Genomic DNA, 18,198 nt, shown 5'->3' on the forward strand with positions numbered 1-18,198 from the left:
TACCTGTTGCAGCCAGAAAACCGCACAACCCGAAAATCAGTCACTTTTCCTAAAATGACAAAACAGATTTACCCTCCAAAAATTAACGTATTTAATAACGACACCCTAAAAAATAGCTTTATTAAACAATAGCTGGAGGAGCTGGAGTTATTTAAGAGTGAATCAAATTACATTATATTTAACCAATTGAAAATAAGCGATTTTATAAGAAAAATTTATACAATCCTTGTCAAATAAAACTAATGGACTGGTAAAATGGAAAATAAGAAAAGGACATTTCATCCTGAAAAGCCGGGTATGCAGAATAAAAAAAGATGGCTCGGCGCTTTTAACGCGCTGGCGATCTTTATCTCGCCCGGCACCGTTTTTATTCATTCTGCCCAAGCGGAAGATAATATTACCGTCGGCGCCCAGGGCGGCGATGGCGGCAGCGGCAGCACCGCCAGCCTGCCGGGTGAAGCAGGCACCGGCGGCAACGGCGGCAACGGTGCTAACGCGGCGGGAAACGGCAACGGCGGCAGCGGCAGCGACGGCGTGTCGGGCAGCAACGGCGCCAACGGTACGCCGGGCGTCGACGGCGCGATCGGCACCAGAGGCTCCGACGCGACTGGCTCATTGCATAATGTGAAAGGACAGCTGGGCATACTGCAAATTGGCGGCGGCGGCGGCCATGGCGGTCTGGCGGGCGAAGCCTCAGCCGGTGCCGGCGGCGGCGCGGCAGGAAAAGGCGGAAACGGCGGCAGCGGCGGTAATGCAGGCATGGGCGGCGATGGCGGTAACGGTGGCGACGGCGGCAGCGGCGGTCATGGCGCGAACGGCGGCAGCGGTGGCGTCGCGGCGACAGGCGGAAACGGCACGCTGACTATTAATCAAAGCGCTTTTACCAGCACGGTTCTGGCCGTCGGCGGTGATGGCGGCGCCGCCAGTGCGGGAGGAAACGGTCAGCCCGGCGGCGGCGGCGGTGCCGGAAAAAGCGGCGGCGAGGCGGGCGTCCCCGGTTTGCAGGCTGCCGGTGGGATGCCGGGCAACGGCGGCAGCGGTGGCGCGGGCGGCAAAGGCGGCAGCGGCGGCAACGGAGCCGATGGCGGTAACGGCGGCAGCGGCGTATTGACCCTCAACGGCACTACGGTAACGGTCAGAAGTACGCTGGCCGTCGGCGGCGCAGCCGGTGACGGATCGGACGGCGGCGATGGCGCAAACGGCGGCAACGGCGGCGATGCGGGACACACTGCCGATCCCTATATCGAAACCAACGTCACAGGCGAAACGGGCGACAGCGGCAACGGCGGCGGCGGCGCTAAAGGCGGAAACGGCGGGCGCGGCGCTAACGGCGGCAACGGTGGCGAAGGCAGGCTGTTGCTTAACAACAGCACCGTAAACGCGCAGGCGCTGAAGGTTGGCGCTAACGGTGGGAAAGGCGCTAACGGCGGCAACAGCGGCAGCAACGGCCAGGCAGGCGCGGCGGATAGCGTTGCGGCAGCCGGAAAAGGCGCAGCTGGCGGTCAGGGCGGTTTGGGCGGCAACGCCGGACAGGCCGGCACCGGCACGCTGACGGTGGAAGGCAGCACGCTGACCGTGACCTCCGGCATCTCTCTTGGCGGCGACGGCGGCAGCGGCGGCAACGGCGGCGCGTTACAGGGCAGCGCCGCCGCCGGTAGTGGCGGCAATGCTTCCAACGGCGCGGCCGGTACGCTGTGGTTTAACAGCGGTACGCTCAACAACGGCGGCACGCTACAGCTGGGCGGCCAGGGAGGCGATGCGGGCGATGGCGGCAGCAACAACGGTGCCAAAGGTCGCTCGGGCAACGGCGGCAAAGCGGGTAACGGCGGCAACGGTATCGCCATCTTCACCAGCGGCAGCGGCCAAATCGGTACAACCGTTCAGCTCGGCGGGGCCAGCGGCAGCCACAACGGCGTATTAAACAGCAGCGCCTGGGCGCAGACAGCTGGCGCTGGCGGCACGGGCCAGCTGGAACTGCGCGGCGGCACCTTTACCGCCGGCACGCTGGCTATCGGCACCGCCACGGTCTGGAACGCGCTGACCGGCGTCGCCTCAACGGCAGACGGGCGCTATTTGCAGAGCGGCGGGACTTTCCGGGTCAATAATACGGAACTGAACAACGGCAGCCTGATCGTCAGCGGCGGCACCTTTACCAGTAAAACGCTGGAGGCGACGCAGGGAACGCTGACCGTCAGCGGCGACGGCTCGATCGTTTTTGGCTCTACGGAGCTGAACGCGCATCACTGGCAGGAAAGCGTGGCGCAGCTTCAGCAAGCGCTGCAAACAAGCTGGAACGGCAAGCTGATCCTGAGCGGCGACGGCACGATCGATTTCGCCAGCAACGAGCTCGCCTGGCGGATCGGCGGCGATGAGGCAACGCAGGGATTAGGATCCTCTTCGCTAACGGTGATCCATGCCCGATCCTACATAGACTCCGGCAAAGTCGCGCTGGCGCTGGGCAATGCGCAGATTGACAATAAAGCCAGCCTGCTGGTGCTGACGGATGATGGCGTAGCCGCCGGTGAAAGTTTTACGATAGCAACAGGAGCAAACCCCCTGACGACGCCCGGCTGGCAGCAGGCGAACATTAATACCACCAGCCGTCTGATAATGGCGACTTCATCGACCAATGCAGAAGGAACGCTGCTTACGCTCGGCAATGCCGATTACAGCGCTGCCTTGCCGAAGCTCTCTGCCGGCTCGGTAAAGCTGCTTAAGGCGATGACTGCTGAAGTTGGGGTAAACACGGCTTCCGACAATGCTGCTCAGCAGTTCCTTTCACAAACGATGGACGTGCGCTACGTCAGCGATGCCGCGACCGCTGCACGCCTGGTGGAATCCGCCATTAACTTCGCCTCCGTGGCTAACGTTGCAGGCGCCAGCTATCAGACGATGTCTGCCGCGACCCGCGCCCTCGCCCGCCATCTTTCCCAAAGCGAACATCTTTTTGACGGTACGCCGCCGGAAGAAGGCTTTAATCTGTGGACATCGCTGTTCTACGATAACGCCCGTCTGAAAGGCTATAGCGCTGGCGGTTTTGACAGTAAAAGTAAAACCAGTATGGGCGGCGCTTTTATCGGCGCTGAAGATACGTTGATTACGCAACAGGGCGCGATCCTGAAAACCGGCGTCGCACTGCATACCGGCCGGGGAAAAAGCAGGACGAGCGGTAATCTCTATCCGGTGAAAAACGACCTGGATTTCTGGGGCGGCTCCCTGTACGGCAGCTGGTTGAACAATAACTGGGATCTGGTGGCTGACGTAGACTACTCGCGGGTGAGCCATGATATGAAGATGTCGCTTCCGGCTGCGGGCTACCCAACCCTCTCAGGCGAAGCGAAATCAACCATCATAAGCGCCGGGCTGACGGCGGAGTATCTGTTCAACCTGGAATATCTGGATGTGATACCGCATATCGGCCTGCGCTACACCCGGCTGAAAACCAATAGCTTTACGGCGAAAAGCAGCGGTAAATCCTTGTTCAATAACGCTGCCGCTTCGGCCTCGCTCTGGTCGGTGCCGCTGGGAGTCAGCCTGGCTCGCGAATTTCAGTACGAATCGGGCTATACGCTGAAGCCCAGAGTGGATCTTTCATTTATCGCCACCACCGGCGATACCACTCACGGTACCCGCGTCAGCATGGCCGACGTTAGCGGCACGGGCTGGAGCGAGTCCCGGCTTGCCGACGGTTCGGCTTTCAGCTTCAGCACGGGCGCGGTGCTGCAAAAAGGCGATCTGACCTATGGGTTGCATTACGACCTGCAAAAATCGTCGCACGAAACTGCTCAGGCGGTTTCGGCCTCCTTCAACATAAAATTTTAAATAAAAAAAGGCTGGCAAGCGCCAGCCTTTTTTTTTCTGCAACGGCTTAGTGACCGGGGAAGTTCACCAGGCTGAAGCACTCCAGCCCCATCGCCTTCAGGCGCGCTTCGCCACTCAAATCAAACAGATTGATGATAAACGCCGCGTCTTTTACCTCGCCGCCTGCGCGACGGATCAGTTTGACGGTCGCTTCAATCGTGCCGCCCGTAGCCAGCAGATCGTCTACCACCAGCACTTTGTCGCCCGGTCCGATGGCATCGCAATGCAGTTCCAGACAGTCCGTGCCGTATTCCAGCTCGTAGGTTTCAGCGAAGGTTTTACGCGGCAGCTTGCCCGGCTTGCGTACGGGCACAAAGCCTACGCCAAGTGCCAGAGCCACCGGCGCGCCAAACAGGAAGCCGCGCGCTTCGGTACCTACAACTTTAGTAATACCTGCATCACGATAGCGTTCAACCAACAGTTCAATGCTGAGTGCATAGGCTTTTGGATCTTCCAGCAGGCTGGTGACGTCACGGAACAGAATGCCTGGCTTAGGATAATCCTCAATGCTTTTGATACTGTTTTTAAGAAATTCAAGCTGCTGCGCAGTCGCGGTCATAGTGTTATGCCTGGTAAATACAAATCTGACTCGCGCAGCTTCGTTGCTCTGGCGAGGAAGTCGCAGAGCAAGACGGGAGTGTCCGGGGGAAGCCACGCACGAAAACGACCAAATCTATGCAAATCGTCCGACAATTGCAACCGTCGGAAGCAAAATCCACGTATTTGTTGCCCTTAATCAACCTGAGTCGCTCAGGAAAAAGCAGACCAGCGCACAGATCGATCAAATTAAGCGTATTATAGGCGCGGCTCACCAGGGGAGAGAGAAAAATGAAAAGCGCCCATTTGCTTGAGCAGCTGGAAGCAAAGCTGGAAGAACTGGCGCAGACCATTGCGCCTCACGCTAACCAACGCACCGCGAAAGCGCGTTTTGACAGCCAGCTGTTTCACTGCCACGGTACGCGGCTTGCCGACTATCTACAGGAAGCGCGGCAAAGTATGGCCTTACTCAGGCAAAGCGTAAACGGCCACCGCACGGAGCGCGTTGCCTGGATGGCCGAACGCGTGGTGCTGCAGATAAGCGCGCTACAGCGCGAGCTGGCTACGCTAAAGCTGCGCAACAGCGAAACCAGACCGGAGCCAGAGCCGGAGAATCTTTACGAGAAGCTGGCGAAACATCAGGATTACGAGCGCCGCCTGCGCGCGATGGTCGCCGATCGGGAAAGCCAGCTTGCTCATCAGGAAACGCTGGCGCAGCAGCGGAAGCTGCAGCAGGAAATCGCGGCGCTGGAGGGGCGGTTACAGCGTTGTCTGCTGGCATTAAAAAAAATCGAGCGCGCGATTGAAAACCGCGACCGACAATGAGTACGCAGCGGCGTTGCTATACTTTTTGAAAAAGCTGACTGGAGATCGCAAATGGGACTTCTCTCCTGGATAATCATCGGGCTATCGGTAGGATTCGTTACCCGCTATGTCTTTCCTGGCCGCCCCGGCGGCCTGATAGCGACGCTGGCGCTGGCCATCATCGGCTCGCTGGTCGGCGGCTATATCGGGGTCTTTTTTAATTATGGCAGCCTGGCCGTAGCGGAACCCAGAGCGCAGCTGATTGCGCTGGCTGGCGCGCTGCTGATGGTATTGGTTGCTAAAAAACTCCGTATTTAAATCGGGAGAAGAATATGTCGCTGGAAAGCGCGCCAGAAGAAGTAAAGCTGGCTGTTGATTTGATTATGCTGCTTGAAGAGAACCAGATCGCGCCGCAAACGGTACTGGCTGCTTTAGCTATCGTGCAACGAGATTTTGAGAAAAAGGCGCGCGGCGAAAATCCAGGCGCCCTTCCCTAGCAGGCGGCCTTGCGGAGCGCCGGGCTGTGCATGACGGTATCAAGCAGCACCTCTACCAGCTGCGGCGCATCCGAAGCCAGATCGAAGCTTTCCGGCATAAACAGCCAGTTTTCCATAATACCGGTTATATAGCCGCGCATGACCACGGCCGTTCGCCGCGTATCCAGCTCGCCCGGCAGCTGCTGCTGCGTCATGCACTGCCGCAATACATCTTCAATTTTGTCGTAACATTCCAGATATAACGTTTGCTGCATCATTTGCAACGTGGTCATTTCGCCGACAAATTCGCATTTATGAAAGATAATTTCCATCAGCGCACGCCTGCGCGTATCCCTTACCGTAGCTTCAAGGACATAAGTCAGCATGGCGCGTAAAACAGAGAGTGGATCGGATGGGTATTTTAATTGATACTCAAGCTCTATATTCTCCAGTCCGGTCTCGGACTGCGCCCATATTTCATTGAGCAAATCGGTTTTGTTTTTGAAGTGCCAGTAAATTGCGCCACGCGTTACGCCGGCAGCGGCGGCGATGTCGGCCAGAGAAGTTTTCGCTACACCATGCTCGGAAAACCTGGCGATAGCTGCGTCAAGGATATGATTTCGTGTTTCTAACGCCTGCTGTTTGGTTTTTCGTGCCATAGGGGGATGTTAACAACCAGGGTGCACTTACATACATTTGCGAATGTATGTACCATAGCACGACCATAATTTAAACGCAGCAATGGGTTTATGGATTTTGTGATCCATTGAACAATCGATATCGGACACTCGAGGTTTATTTATGAACAAAAACAGGGGGTTAACGCCTCTGGCGGCCGTTCTGATGCTTTCAGGCAGCCTGGTGCTAACGGGATGTGATAACAAAGACGCACAACAGGGCGGTCAGCAAAAAGCGCCGGAAGTGGGCGTACTTACCCTGAAAAGCGCACCGCTAACCATTACGACCGATCTTCCGGGTCGTACTTCCTCGTTCCGTGTTGCAGAAGTTCGCCCTCAGGTTTCGGGCATCATTCTCAAGCGTAATTTTGTGGAAGGCAGCGATGTAAAAGCCGGTCAGTCACTTTATCAGATTGACCCGGCGCCTTATCAGGCGACCTACGACAGCGCAAAAGGGGATTTAGCTCAGGCTCAGGCCAACGCGCAAATCGCCGCGCTGACCGTTAAACGCTATAAGCCGCTGATGGGTACCAAATATATCAGTCAGCAGGACTACGATAACGCCGTATCGACGCAGAGCCAGACCGCCGCAGCCGTACAGGTGGCAAAAGCCAGCGTAGAGACTGCCCGCATCAATCTGGCCTACACCAAAGTGATTTCGCCTATCAGCGGTCGCATTGGTAAATCTGCCGTGACCGAAGGCGCGCTGGTTCAGAGCGGCCAGACCACTGCTCTCGCCACAGTTCAGCAGCTTGATCCTATTTACGTCGACGTCACGCAATCGAGCGAAGATTTCATGCGTCTGCGTCAGGAGCTGAACTCTGGCAAGCTGCAGCAGGCCGACGGTAAGGCAAAAGTGAAACTGTTATTACCGGATGGTAGCGAATTCGCGCAAAGCGGAACATTGGAATTCTCCGATGTGACGGTGGACGAAACGACCGGTTCCATTACGCTGCGCGCCGTGTTCCCTAATCCGGATCATTCGCTGCTGCCCGGTATGTTTGTGCGCGCTCGCCTGGAAGAAGGCACCAATCCTTCCGCGCTGTTAGTGCCGCAGCAGGCCGTTACCCGCACGCCAACCGGCCAGGCTACGGCAATGGTCGTGGGCGCGGACAATAAAGTGGAATCCCGTAATTTGACCACGGAACAGGCAGTTGGCGACAAGTGGCTGGTTACGGCAGGTCTGAAAGAGGGCGACCGTGTCATCACCACCGGTGTACAGCGAGCCAAAGCGGGCGCCACTGTGACTCCGCAGGAAGTGAGTGCAGACGACGTGACCAAAACGCAGTCTGACCAACCGAAGTCTTAAACAGGAGCCGCTGATACATGGCTAAGTTCTTTATCGATCGCCCCATCTTCGCATGGGTCATCGCCATCATTATTATGCTGGTGGGCGTGCTGTCGATTCTAAAACTGCCGATTGAGCAATATCCTAATGTTGCGCCACCGGCCGTACAGATTCGCGCCACCTATCCGGGTGCCGATGCTAAAACGCTGCAGGACTCGGTAACGCAGGTTATCGAGCAGAACATGAACGGGATTGACGGCCTGATGTATATGTCGTCAAACAGCGATTCATCGGGCACGCTGCAGCTGACCCTGACCTTTGAGTCAGGTACCGATCCGGATATCGCGCAGGTTCAGGTGCAGAACAAACTGCAGCTGGCCACGCCGCTACTGCCGCAGGAAGTTCAGCAGCAGGGTATCCAGGTACAAAAATCCTCCAGCAGCTTCCTGATGGTGGCAGGTTTCGTCAACGAAGACGGCACCATGACGCAGAATGATATTGCGGACTACGTGGCGTCAAATATCAAGGATCCTATCAGCCGTACTACCGGCGTAGGCGATACCCAGATATTTGGTGCTCAGTATGCGATGCGTATCTGGATGGACCCGCACAAGCTGAATAACTATCAGCTGACGCCGGTTGACGTCATCAGCGCTATCACCGCGCAGAATGCCCAGGTGGCCGCCGGTCAGCTTGGCGGTTCGCCGCCGGTGCCGGGCCAGCAGCTTAACGCCTCTATCATTGCGCAGACCCGTCTGACCTCTACCGACGAGTTCGGCAAAATCCTGTTGAAAGTCAACACGGATGGTTCTCGCGTGCTGTTAAAAGACGTGGCGAAAATCGAGCTGGGCGGTGAAAACTACGAGGTTGTCGCGCGTTATAACGGCAAACCGGCCTCCGGTATCGGTATCAAACTGGCTACCGGCGCTAACGCGCTGGACACGGCGGCAGCGGTCAAAGCGGAGCTGGGCAAGCTGGAACCGTTCTTCCCGGCCGGCCTGAAAGTGGTTTATCCGTACGACACTACGCCGTTCGTTAAAATCTCCATCATGGAGGTGGTAAAAACCCTGATCGAAGCGATCGTGCTGGTCTTTATCGTCATGTATCTGTTCCTGCAGAACTTCCGCGCCACGCTGATCCCGACGATCGCTGTGCCGGTCGTATTGTTGGGGACCTTTGCCATTATCAGCGCCTTCGGCTATTCGATAAACACGCTAACGATGTTCGGGATGGTGCTCGCCATCGGCCTGCTGGTGGATGACGCCATCGTGGTGGTGGAGAACGTCGAACGCGTGATGGCGGAAGAAGGTCTGCCGCCTAAAGAGGCTACCCGCAAGTCCATGGGGCAGATCCAGGGCGCGCTGGTCGGTATTGCGCTGGTGCTGTCGGCAGTATTTATTCCGATGGCCTTCTTCGGCGGCTCTACCGGCGTTATCTATCGCCAGTTCTCCATCACGATTGTTTCCGCGATGGTGCTGTCGGTTATCGTAGCGCTGATCCTCACGCCTGCGCTGTGCGCAACGTTACTCAAGCCGATCAAGAAAGGCGACCACGGTAAAACCACCGGCTTTTTCGGCTGGTTTAACCGCATGTTCGACAAAAGTACCAACCACTATACCGACAGCGTTGGCCATATCATTCGCAGCACCGGCCGCTATCTGCTGATCTATCTGGTGATTGTGGTCGGCATGGCTTATATGTTCGTGAAGCTGCCAAGCGCCTTCCTGCCGGAAGAGGATCAGGGGCTGCTGCTGGCTCAGGCTTCGCTGCCTGCCGGCGCGACTCAGGGCCGTACGCAGAAGGTGCTGGACCAGGTAACGGACTACTTCCTGACCAAAGAGAAGGATAACGTGCGTTCGGTGTTTACCGTTAACGGCTTCGGCTTTGCGGGACGCGGCCAGAACACCGGTATCGCCTTCGTCAGCCTGAAGCCGTGGGACGAGCGCAGCGGGTCGGAAAACAAAGTGGAAGGCATCGCCGGTCGTGCCATGCAGGCTTTCGGCGCCATCAAAGATGCGATGGTGATCCCGTTTAACCTGCCGGCGATTATCGAACTCGGTAACGCCACCGGCTTTGACTTTGAGCTGATTGACCAGGGCAACCTGGGCCATGAAGCCCTGACCAATGCCCGTAACCAGCTGCTCGGCATGGCTGCCCAGCATCCGGATACGCTGGTAGGTATGCGTCCAAACGGTCTGGAAGATACGCCGCAGTACAAGCTGACTATCGACCAGGAAAAAGCGGAAGCGCTGGGCGTGTCTATTTCTGATATCAACACCACGCTGGGTGCGGCCTGGGGCGGCTCTTACGTCAATGACTTCATCGATCGCGGTCGTGTGAAGAAAGTTTACGTGATGGGACAAGCCGATGCTCGTATGCTGCCTGGCGATATCGATAAATGGTACGTGCGCGCCTCAAATGGCGAAATGGTGCCGTTCTCGTCCTTCGCCAGCGCGAAATGGCAGTACGGTTCACCACGTCTGGAACGCTATAACGGTCTGCCTTCTATGGAGATCCTGGGTCAGGCTGCGCCAGGCAAAAGTTCGGGCGACGCCATGAACCTGATGGAAGAGCTGGCCTCGAAGCTGCCGAAGGGCATTGGCTACGAGTGGACGGGCATGTCCTATCAGGAACGTCTCTCGGGTAACCAGGCGCCAGCGCTCTATGCTATCTCGCTGATCGTCGTGTTCCTGTGTCTGGCAGCGCTGTATGAGAGCTGGTCGATTCCGTTCTCGGTTATGCTGGTTGTGCCGCTGGGCGTTATCGGCGCCCTGCTGTTCACCACTATGCGCGGCCTGAGCAACGACGTGTACTTTGTGGTAGGCCTGTTGACCACCATCGGGCTGTCGGCGAAGAACGCCATTCTAATCGTCGAGTTCGCCAAAGATTTGATGGAGAAAGAAGGCAAAGGTCTGATAGAAGCGACGCTGGAAGCGGTACGTATGCGTCTTCGTCCTATTCTGATGACCTCGCTGGCCTTTATCCTGGGCGTACTGCCGCTGACCATCAGTACCGGCGCAGGCTCCGGTGCGCAGAACGCGGTAGGTACCGGCGTAATGGGCGGTATGGTAACGGCAACTATTCTGGCTATCTTCTTCGTGCCTGTGTTCTTCGTGGTGGTTCGCCGCCGCTTCAGCAAGCATAAAGAGGATCTGGAACCGCATCATACGGACCGTCCTCACTAAGGCATCCCGCTTGATCTTTAAGAGGCCGCTTTTGCGGCCTCTTTTTTCTTCAGGTGCCGGTAATGCCTGTTTTTGTGACCGTCTCTGGCAGCGCACGCGTCTTCTTCTTCCAATCATCTTCCCGCCATACTTTTTTGTTCTCTGTTTTCGTACCCTGCTACCTTGTTCCCTTATTCCCCTGCTCGCCTGCTCCCTTGCTCCTTTGCTCCCTTGCTCCCCTGTTCCCCTGCTCTCCTGCTCTCCTGCTCTCCTGCTCCCCTGTTCCAATGTTTTTCTGCTCCGGGGCTCTCTGTTTCTGTGTTCCGTTATCGTTGCTGGTCTGCGTGCCTCCTTTACGCTTGCATTTTAAAATCACGGCGCGCATAATTATTGTTATGTTATAACATACAAAATCAGGGGATTTTATGAAACAAGCAATCCATCCGGCTTACCGCACTGTCGCTTTTCACGACACCAGCGCCGACACCTTTTTTGTCGTCGGCTCTACCATTAAAACCGACCGCACAATCGAGCTGGACGGTAAAACGCTGCCTTATGTAACACTGGACGTCTCTTCGGCTTCCCATGCTTACTACACCGGCAAACAAAAAGAGTTTGCCAAAGAAGGCAGCGCGCACCGCTTTAACCAGCGCTTTGGCCGCTTTTTTAGTAAGTAAGGAGTGAAAATGCAGGTGCTTAACTCGCTGGCTTCGGCCAGAAAACGCCATAAAGACTGCAAGATCGTGCGTCGTCACGGCCGGGTTTTTGTGATTTGCAAAAGCAATCCGCGCTTTAAAGCGGTTCAGGGCAAAAAGAAAAAGCGCTGAGGATATGCAAGCGGCATCAAAGCCGCTTTTGCCATAAAGAATATCGTGCGCGTTCTCTTCCGGTACCGTATCCACCACGTACTCTATTTCTGTCGATTAAATGCCGGGAAAAAGCAACCGGCATGAAGTCTGCTTTTGCCATAAAAAGCGTCTGAAGAATGCGATCCGCCAGAAGGCTGCTTATGCAATAAAAAGCGCTGAGGAATGCAGTCCACAAGAAGGCTACTTTTATCTGGTCAGGAGTATTTATTCAGGCGGGCCGGTTATCGGCCCGCTTTTTTATTTCATGCTGGCCAGCATCGCCGTTACGTTATGACGAAAAGCCGCTTCCAGAGAATCAGCCGCACCGCCTTTTTCCGTCAGCGCTTCCGGGTAGAGCTCGCCACCGGGCCGAGCGCCGGTTGCCGAAGCGATCTGCTGCACCAGGCGAGGATCGGTCTGGTTTTCAATAAAATAGCTGTGGATATGCTCCTTTTTCAGCTGGGTAATCAGCCCCGCCACGTCGGCAGCGTTGGCCTCAGATTCCGTAGAGAAGCCGACTGGCGACATAAAGGTTACGCCATAGCGCTGGCCAAAATAGCCGAAGGCATCGTGACTGGTCAGCACTTTACGTTTCGCCGCCGGGATGCCCGCAAACTGGTCAGCGGCCCATTCGTCCAGCTTTTGCAGTCGGGCAATATAGGCCGCGCCGCGCCGGCGGAAGTCGTTTGCATCCTGCGGATCGGCAGTAATCAATGCGTTCATCACGTTGCTGGCATAGATTTCGCCATTTTTCATGCTGTTCCAGGCATGCGGATCGGTAACCGTTTTCCCCTCCTCCTCCATAGTGCGCGTCGTAATGCCTGCTGAAGCGATAACGACATGGCCTTTGTATTCCGAGGCTGAAATCAGGCGGTCCATCCAGCCTTCCAGCCCCAGGCCGCTGACGAATACCACATCCGCTTTAGCCAGCGCCTGGCTGTCCTGCGGCGTCGGCTCAAAGCTGTGCGGATCGCCATTCGGCCCGACAAGGCTTTTTACCTCTACATGCTCGCCGCCGACCTGCTTAACGATATCGGCCAACACCGTGAAGCTGGCTACCGTCTCCAGCGTTTTCGCCATCGCCAGCGGCGTGGCACACAGGGCGGCCAGCGCCAGCACAAGGGGTAACTTTTTCATCTTTTTTCCTTATCAACAGTAAAAAAACGCGCGCGCAATATTCCGCCGCATGGCCCTACTAAAATCGAGATAAAGAACAGCAGCGCGGCACAGAGCACCACGGCGGGCCCGGCAGGCAGCGCCAGGTAGAATGAGGCCGACAGACCGCTGAAGCTGGCGATCAGCCCCAGTATCATGGCGATGCCAATCATGCCGGGCAGTTCTTTACGCCAGAAGCGGGATGCCGCTGCGGGCAGCATCATCAGCCCCACGCACATCAGCGTGCCGAGAACCTGAAAGCCTGCCACCAGGTTGGTCACAACCAGTATCAGAAAAAGCGCGTGTACCAGCGGTGCAGCCCAGCGGCTCTGCGCGCGTAAAAAAGCAGGGTCGAAGGCATCGATCACCAGCGGACGATAAATCAACGCCAGCGCCAGCAGCGTCACTGACGCTATCGCGCTGACCAGCAGAAGCGAGGGATTATCAACGGCCAGCAACGAGCCGAACAGTACATGCAGCAGATCGACGCTGGAGCCGCGCAGTGAAACCAGGGTCACGCCCAGCGCCAGCGAGCCGAGATAAAAACCGGCAAAACTGGCGTCTTCACGCAGCGGCGTATAGCGGCTGACCGCGCCCGACAGCAGCGCTACCGACAGCCCGGCGATAATGCCGCCAATGCCCATTGCGACCAGCGAAAGGCCGGAAATCAAATAGCCGATAGCCGCGCCGGGCAGCACCGCATGGGAAAGCGCGTCGCCGACCAGGCTCATGCGACGCAGCAGCAAAAAGACGCCCAGCGGCGTGGCGCTGAGCGAAAGCGCAATGCAGGCAACCAGCGCGCGGCGCATAAAGGCGAATTCGATAAAAGGCTGTAAAAGCGTCATGCTGACTCCAACACGATCGGTTCCGGCGATTGCGTGATCCATTCCGCCTGAGTGGAGTCCAGCCGCAGGATCTGCGGGAAGGATCGCGTAACCATTGTCATATCGTGCAGCACCACGATCAGCGTGCAGCCAGCCCGATGCCGCGCCTGCAGCAGCGCCAGCAGCAGACTGGTCGTTGCCGTATCGATGCCGGTAAAAGGTTCATCAAGCAGCAGTAGCGAAGCATCCTGTACCAGTAGCCTGGCAAAAAGCACACGCTGCAGCTGTCCGCCAGAAAGCGTGCCGGGCTGCGCGGCGGCGAATTCAGCCATATTGACCTCTTCCAGCGCCGCCATAATCCGCTGCCTTTCAGGTCGACCGATAGCCCCAAACCAGCCGCAGCGTCGCCAGCAGCCCATCGCCACCAGATCGGCTACGCTGACAGGGAAATTTCTCTCAATTTCGGATTGCTGCGGTAACCATGCTGTATCCTGCGTCAGGCAGCTGAGTTGACCACTTACGGGCGGCAGCAGGCCCGCGAAGGTTTTTAGCAATGTGGATTTTCCACAGCCGTTTGCCCCCACCAGCGCGGTCATTGACCCCGGCTGGAACGTCCCGTTAAGGGACGGGGTAACGGCGCTCCCGCGATAGCCGACCCGGAGATCTGTTAGCGTAATCATGGGGATACCGCCCATCCGCTCAGCGCCAGCAAAGCCAGCACGGCGATCAGAGCAAAAAGTAAACGTGCTCGGGCTGATTGCATCAGTAATGTGGGACGAGAAGAAGCAGTAAAACTTAACATGGCAGCACTATAGTTACGTTATAACATAACAATAGCATATTACGATGATGGAAAGCGCGCTGAACTAAAATGTATCTTTTTATTTCCACAAAAAGTAATAAAAAGAGATGCGGTTATATAAAATTTCTTCACCTTAATCGGGTTTTTCTATCGCAGAAAGCGGGATCCTCTACTAAAATAATTAACAGTCAAATCATCAAGATAGTTTTTTCTCTTTTTAAGCGGCTTGATTATTTTAAAGCTAACAACAATTATCTGTATAAGCGTTTATTAACTCTGTGGAGAAAAAATGCGCAAACGTATTCCTGTCTCTTCAGCGCCTGATGAAGAAAATGAGTCCGAATGGATTAGCCTTATTCAGCGGATTATTCCCAAAATAGAAACCGAGTTAACTGGCTCACTGTTATGGTATTCACAAAATGCGCAATATGTTCCGGGAAGTGTGAAAATTATTTCAGTTGAACAAACGGCGCCGTCGGGTTACAAAATGACTTACAGTTTCTGCTGGAACGTTTTCAACGCCTGTCTTGATATCGATGCAGATGAAACGACCACCCAGTCAGTAAATTTTGAAAGCCAGCCCGATGCGCTGATATTTGATTTTATTGATACGGAACGCGCCGCAGCCGCGGATGAATTGTAATTTTTAGTAATAGTACTCAAAATACAATTTAAGAGAGTTATATTTATTAAAGCACTCGCACGAGATTCAATATCGCTTCCTGGCACCCCGCTCGCAGAAAGCCTGCGGTATACCATTTTTCACTGGCTATGGAGGGGAAAAAGATGGACGAATACTCACCGAAAAGGCATGATATTGCCCAGCTGAAATTTTTGTGTGAAAACCTGTATGATGAAAGTCTGGCCACGTTAGGCGATAGCCATCACGGCTGGGTTAACGATCCAACTTCAGCAATTAACCTGCAGCTTAATGACCTGATTGAGCATATTGCCGGGTTTACCATGAATTACAAAATTAAGCATATTGAAGACAGCGAGTTGATTAGTCAGATTGATGAATATCTTGACGATACCTTTATGCTTTTCAGCAACTACGGTATTAATGGCCAGGATCTTCAGCGCTGGCAGAAATCAGCGAAACGGCTGTTCAACGTTTTTACAGAGGAATGTGCTGTCGTTACCGCACAGACAAGCCATTCATTTTAGTAACCTTTATTTTTTCAATGGTTTAATAATGACAGATAAACTACTTACGAAAACTGATTATCTGATGCGTTTAAGACGATGCCGTTCAATTGACACGCTCGAACGCGTTATCGAAAAAAACAAATACGAATTATCTGATAATGAGCTGGCCGTATTTTATTCAGCGGCGGATCATCGGCTTGCCGAACTGACCATGAATAAGCTTTACGATAAAGTGCCGGTTTCTGTCTGGAAGTTTGTACGATAAGAGATGAAGCGGTGAGGGTTCCCCGGAGGAATTGGGTGGGGGCCCTGCCAGCTACATCCCGGCACACGCGTCACATGCTGCGGCTGCTTCCTTCCGGATCTGACCGAGTTCACAAGTTAGCGTTGCGGGAGAACCAACCGGGCCCCCATTGATTGCCCCATGTAATGGAGCGAGGGCATTATCAATGAACCCCTGGGCAATTGCAAGCCCGCGCCCGACGACCGTTGTTTTCTTGCACAACATTGCCCTTTCCCCTGCTATTATCCGCCACATCCCTCCAGCTTAAGACCGCTTTCGATTACTTTATTTGCAGTAACGGGGAGCAGAGATGACTGAACAAGACACTTTTCCACGCCGTATCTGGCAAATTGTTGCCGCTATTCCCTACGGTAAGGTGACCACCTATGGCGATATTGCCCGGCTGGCGGGTTCGCCGCGCGCCGCGCGTCAGGTTGGCGGCGTATTAAAACGGCTACCGGCAGGCAGCAAGCTTCCATGGCACAGAGTCATTAACCGGCTGGGTGAGATTTCGTTAACGGGCGGCGATCTCGATCGCCAACGCCAGGCTTTATTGGCAGAGGGCGTAGAAGTGGATCATAACGGAAAAATTGCGCTGGAGCGCTACCGCTGGCAGGGATGAACCGCCCCCGTAAAGGGGCGGAAACCATTACAGTGAAGTTGGCGCAGGCACGGTTGAGGTCGGCGTCACCAGCGTAGGTGAAGTCGAGGGTACCGCCACAGGCGCGCGTTGAGCCGTCGGTAGGGCTTTCGCCGGCACGGCCTTCAGGTTAAGCGTCTGGTCTTTTGTACCGCCGCCGTTAATAACCGGCTTAATAGAATCGGCTATTAATACGACGTTGCGATCGACAATTACCGCTGCACTCAGCAGGATCCTGGCGTTAGGCTGAATGTCCGCCGGATTGAAAGGCAGGATAAATTTGAACGGCGCCTGTTTGCCATCGGTCAGCACTACGCGCTGTGAAATCACTTTTGCCGGTGCGTCTGACAGGGAAGCATCAGAAAGCATCACGGTTAATGAAGCATCAGGCGGCAGGCGCACGTTGGCCGGAAGCGTAATGGTTCCGCTAACGTGCGGCTGGCGCAGCGTATCTGCTTCCCCCGCGACTTTGGAAGCCAGCGTCGGCGTGGGGACATATCTACCTTTATCAGCACATCCGGAAAGTGCGACCGCCAAAGCGGCGCCGGTCAATACAGGCCAAAGTTTCATTGATTTATTCTCCTTGCGATCAATGCGGGACATAAGGGACAGCAAGCCTGCCCCGTAAGCCTTAATTCTGGCACAGGTTATTGATTTTCGCCTGTAAGCCAAATAAGGAACGCGTGCGGAAGAATATTTTTCCCCGACGTTGACGGCAGCGGGTTCGGTTTCGCAAACTGAAAGGGAACCGACTATTGAGGAAGCCGCCATGAGTCAGGCACTGCACGAACTGTTAAATTTAATGAACCTGGAAAAGCTGGAAGAGGGCCTGTTTCGCGGCCAGAGCGAGGATCTCGGCCTGCGTCAGGTTTTTGGCGGTCAGGTGGTCGGCCAGGCGCTTTATGCCGCCAAGCAGACGGTCCCGGCGGAGCGCATTATCCATTCGTTCCACAGCTACTTTTTGCGGCCCGGCGACAGCCAGAAAGCCATTATTTACGACGTAGAAACCCTGCGCGACGGGCACAGCTTCAGCGCCCGCCGGGTCAGCGCCATCCAGAACGGCCAGCCTATTTTTTATATGACCGCCTCTTTCCAGGCGCCGGAAACAGGTTTTGAGCATCAGAAACCGATGCCGGACGTCGCTGGCCCGGAGTCCCTGACGACGGAAGGCGAAATCGCCAAACAGCTGTCGCATTTTATCCCTGAAAAGGCGCGTGAAAAGTTCCTGTCAGAAAAACCGTTTGAAATCCGCCCGGTTAAATTTCACAACCCGCTGAAAGGCCACGTTGATGAACCGGTGCGCCATGTCTGGCTGCGGGCTAACGGCCCCATGCCGGACGACAGGCGTATACACCAATACCTGCTGGGCTACGCCTCGGACTTTAACTTCCTGCCGGTCGCGCTCCAGCCGCACGGCAAAGGATTTCTGGAACCGGGAATGCAGGTCGCCACTATCGATCACTCGATGTGGTTTCACCGCCCTTTCGACCTGAATCAGTGGCTGCTTTATAGCGTGGAGAGCACGTCGGCATCCGGTGCCAGAGGCTTCGTACGCGGTGAGTTCTTTACTCAGGATGGGATACTGGTCGCTTCAACGGTGCAGGAAGGCGTGATGCGCCTGCGTCAGTAGCTGAAATAACAAACCCCGCAGAGCGCGGGGTTTGTTAGCGAGGGCGGCTCCTGCGAGTCG

At 55.6% G+C, this 18,198-nt stretch carries 19 protein-coding genes and 1 other RNA gene; 13 read left to right on the forward strand and 7 right to left on the reverse strand.

Annotation, left to right across the window (positions count from 1 at the left end):
* The first annotated feature begins 297 nt into the window (after positions 1 to 297).
* Positions 298 to 3,822 (forward strand): hypothetical protein, encoded by a 3,525-nt coding sequence (locus ACMGEE_RS07200; RefSeq protein WP_436829841.1) that lies wholly within the window; start codon positions 298 to 300, stop codon positions 3,820 to 3,822.
* A gap of 46 nt (positions 3,823 to 3,868) precedes the next feature.
* Here the strand turns inward: ACMGEE_RS07200 and apt are convergent, their stop codons facing one another.
* Entirely contained in the window at positions 3,869 to 4,420 is a 552-nt protein-coding gene (gene apt / locus ACMGEE_RS07205; protein WP_253455016.1) for an adenine phosphoribosyltransferase, read from the reverse strand.
* A 269-nt stretch (positions 4,421 to 4,689) separates the two neighbouring features.
* Here apt and priC point away from each other — a divergent pair, with 269 nt between their 5' ends.
* The 3 genes from priC to rsmS are packed head-to-tail and all read left to right on the forward strand — an operon-like array spanning position 4,690 to position 5,699.
* Complete coding sequence (gene priC / locus ACMGEE_RS07210; protein ID WP_253455017.1) at positions 4,690 to 5,223, forward strand: primosomal replication protein PriC; 534 nt, start codon at positions 4,690 to 4,692, stop codon at positions 5,221 to 5,223.
* Positions 5,224 to 5,274: 51 nt separating this feature from the next.
* Positions 5,275 to 5,520: a GlsB/YeaQ/YmgE family stress response membrane protein gene (locus tag ACMGEE_RS07215; protein WP_253455019.1), complete on the forward strand. Its 246-nt coding sequence runs from the start codon at positions 5,275 to 5,277 to the stop codon at positions 5,518 to 5,520.
* 14 nt (positions 5,521 to 5,534) lie between these two features.
* A complete protein-coding gene (rsmS, locus tag ACMGEE_RS07220; protein ID WP_253455020.1) occupies positions 5,535 to 5,699 on the forward strand; it encodes a pleiotropic regulatory protein RsmS in 165 nt (54 codons plus the stop codon).
* On the opposite strand, the gene acrR is transcribed toward rsmS, so the two are convergent.
* Positions 5,696 to 6,337, reverse strand: coding sequence for a multidrug efflux transporter transcriptional repressor AcrR (gene acrR, locus ACMGEE_RS07225; protein ID WP_301252353.1), 642 nt, complete (start codon positions 6,335 to 6,337; stop codon positions 5,696 to 5,698). The genes rsmS and acrR overlap by 4 nt on opposite strands.
* A 142-nt stretch (positions 6,338 to 6,479) precedes the next feature.
* On the opposite strand from acrR, the gene ACMGEE_RS07230 reads away from it, so the two are divergent.
* The 4 genes from ACMGEE_RS07230 (at position 6,480) to ykgO (ending at position 11,634) form a co-directional block, all read left to right on the forward strand.
* A complete protein-coding gene (locus tag ACMGEE_RS07230) occupies positions 6,480 to 7,664 on the forward strand; it encodes an efflux RND transporter periplasmic adaptor subunit (protein ID WP_253455023.1) in 1,185 nt (394 codons plus the stop codon).
* 17 nt (positions 7,665 to 7,681) lie between these two features.
* Complete coding sequence (gene acrB, locus ACMGEE_RS07235) at positions 7,682 to 10,828, forward strand: multidrug efflux RND transporter permease subunit AcrB (RefSeq protein WP_253455024.1); 3,147 nt, start codon at positions 7,682 to 7,684, stop codon at positions 10,826 to 10,828.
* Positions 10,829 to 11,232: 404 nt separating this feature from the next.
* On the forward strand, positions 11,233 to 11,484 hold the full coding sequence (locus tag ACMGEE_RS07240; RefSeq protein WP_253455026.1) for a type B 50S ribosomal protein L31: 252 nt from the start codon (positions 11,233 to 11,235) through the stop codon (positions 11,482 to 11,484).
* Between the two features lie 9 nt (positions 11,485 to 11,493).
* Entirely contained in the window at positions 11,494 to 11,634 is a 141-nt protein-coding gene (gene ykgO, locus ACMGEE_RS07245) for a type B 50S ribosomal protein L36 (RefSeq protein ID WP_125288450.1), read from the forward strand.
* 279 nt (positions 11,635 to 11,913) lie between these two features.
* Here ykgO and ACMGEE_RS07250 read toward each other — a convergent pair whose 3' ends face one another.
* From ACMGEE_RS07250 to ACMGEE_RS07260, 3 genes are read right to left on the reverse strand one after another with little or no spacing between them, the layout of a single operon-like run.
* A complete protein-coding gene (locus ACMGEE_RS07250) occupies positions 11,914 to 12,792 on the reverse strand; it encodes a metal ABC transporter substrate-binding protein (RefSeq protein ID WP_436829842.1) in 879 nt (292 codons plus the stop codon).
* On the reverse strand, positions 12,789 to 13,655 hold the full coding sequence (locus ACMGEE_RS07255; protein WP_436829843.1) for a metal ABC transporter permease: 867 nt from the start codon (positions 13,653 to 13,655) through the stop codon (positions 12,789 to 12,791). The genes ACMGEE_RS07250 and ACMGEE_RS07255 overlap by 4 nt, the downstream gene beginning before the upstream one ends.
* The gene (locus ACMGEE_RS07260; protein WP_301252349.1) at positions 13,652 to 14,314 is read right to left on the reverse strand and encodes a metal ABC transporter ATP-binding protein; all 663 of its coding nucleotides are present in this window, start codon (positions 14,312 to 14,314) and stop codon (positions 13,652 to 13,654) included. Before ACMGEE_RS07260 ends, ACMGEE_RS07255 begins: the two co-directional genes overlap by 4 nt.
* A 411-nt stretch (positions 14,315 to 14,725) precedes the next feature.
* On the opposite strand from ACMGEE_RS07260, the gene ACMGEE_RS07265 reads away from it, so the two are divergent.
* From ACMGEE_RS07265 to hha, 3 genes are all read left to right on the forward strand, one after another.
* Positions 14,726 to 15,079, forward strand: coding sequence for a hypothetical protein (locus ACMGEE_RS07265; RefSeq protein ID WP_253455033.1), 354 nt, complete (start codon positions 14,726 to 14,728; stop codon positions 15,077 to 15,079).
* Between the two features lie 143 nt (positions 15,080 to 15,222).
* Positions 15,223 to 15,603, forward strand: coding sequence for an Hha toxicity modulator TomB (gene tomB, locus ACMGEE_RS07270; RefSeq protein ID WP_125288630.1), 381 nt, complete (start codon positions 15,223 to 15,225; stop codon positions 15,601 to 15,603).
* A 28-nt stretch (positions 15,604 to 15,631) separates the two neighbouring features.
* A complete protein-coding gene (gene hha / locus ACMGEE_RS07275; protein WP_125288446.1) occupies positions 15,632 to 15,850 on the forward strand; it encodes a hemolysin expression-modulating protein Hha in 219 nt (72 codons plus the stop codon).
* Positions 15,851 to 15,892: 42 nt separating this feature from the next.
* Here hha and ffs read toward each other — a convergent pair.
* Positions 15,893 to 15,989, reverse strand: an RNA gene (ffs, locus tag ACMGEE_RS07280) — signal recognition particle sRNA small type.
* Positions 15,990 to 16,178: 189 nt separating this feature from the next.
* On the opposite strand from ffs, the gene ACMGEE_RS07285 reads away from it, so the two are divergent.
* Positions 16,179 to 16,490, forward strand: a complete 312-nt coding sequence (locus tag ACMGEE_RS07285; RefSeq protein ID WP_394148814.1) for an MGMT family protein — start codon at positions 16,179 to 16,181, stop codon at positions 16,488 to 16,490.
* A gap of 27 nt (positions 16,491 to 16,517) precedes the next feature.
* On the opposite strand, the gene ACMGEE_RS07290 is transcribed toward ACMGEE_RS07285, so the two are convergent.
* The gene (locus ACMGEE_RS07290; RefSeq protein WP_436829844.1) at positions 16,518 to 17,078 is read right to left on the reverse strand and encodes a YbaY family lipoprotein; all 561 of its coding nucleotides are present in this window, start codon (positions 17,076 to 17,078) and stop codon (positions 16,518 to 16,520) included.
* Positions 17,079 to 17,277: 199 nt separating this feature from the next.
* On the opposite strand from ACMGEE_RS07290, the gene tesB reads away from it, so the two are divergent.
* The gene (gene tesB / locus ACMGEE_RS07295) at positions 17,278 to 18,138 is read left to right on the forward strand and encodes an acyl-CoA thioesterase II (RefSeq protein WP_301252343.1); all 861 of its coding nucleotides are present in this window, start codon (positions 17,278 to 17,280) and stop codon (positions 18,136 to 18,138) included.
* The last annotated feature ends 60 nt before the right edge of the window (positions 18,139 to 18,198 follow it).

The organism is Erwinia artemisiae, assembly GCF_051400835.1.
Classification (GTDB): Bacteria; Pseudomonadota; Gammaproteobacteria; order Enterobacterales; family Enterobacteriaceae; genus Erwinia; species Erwinia aeris.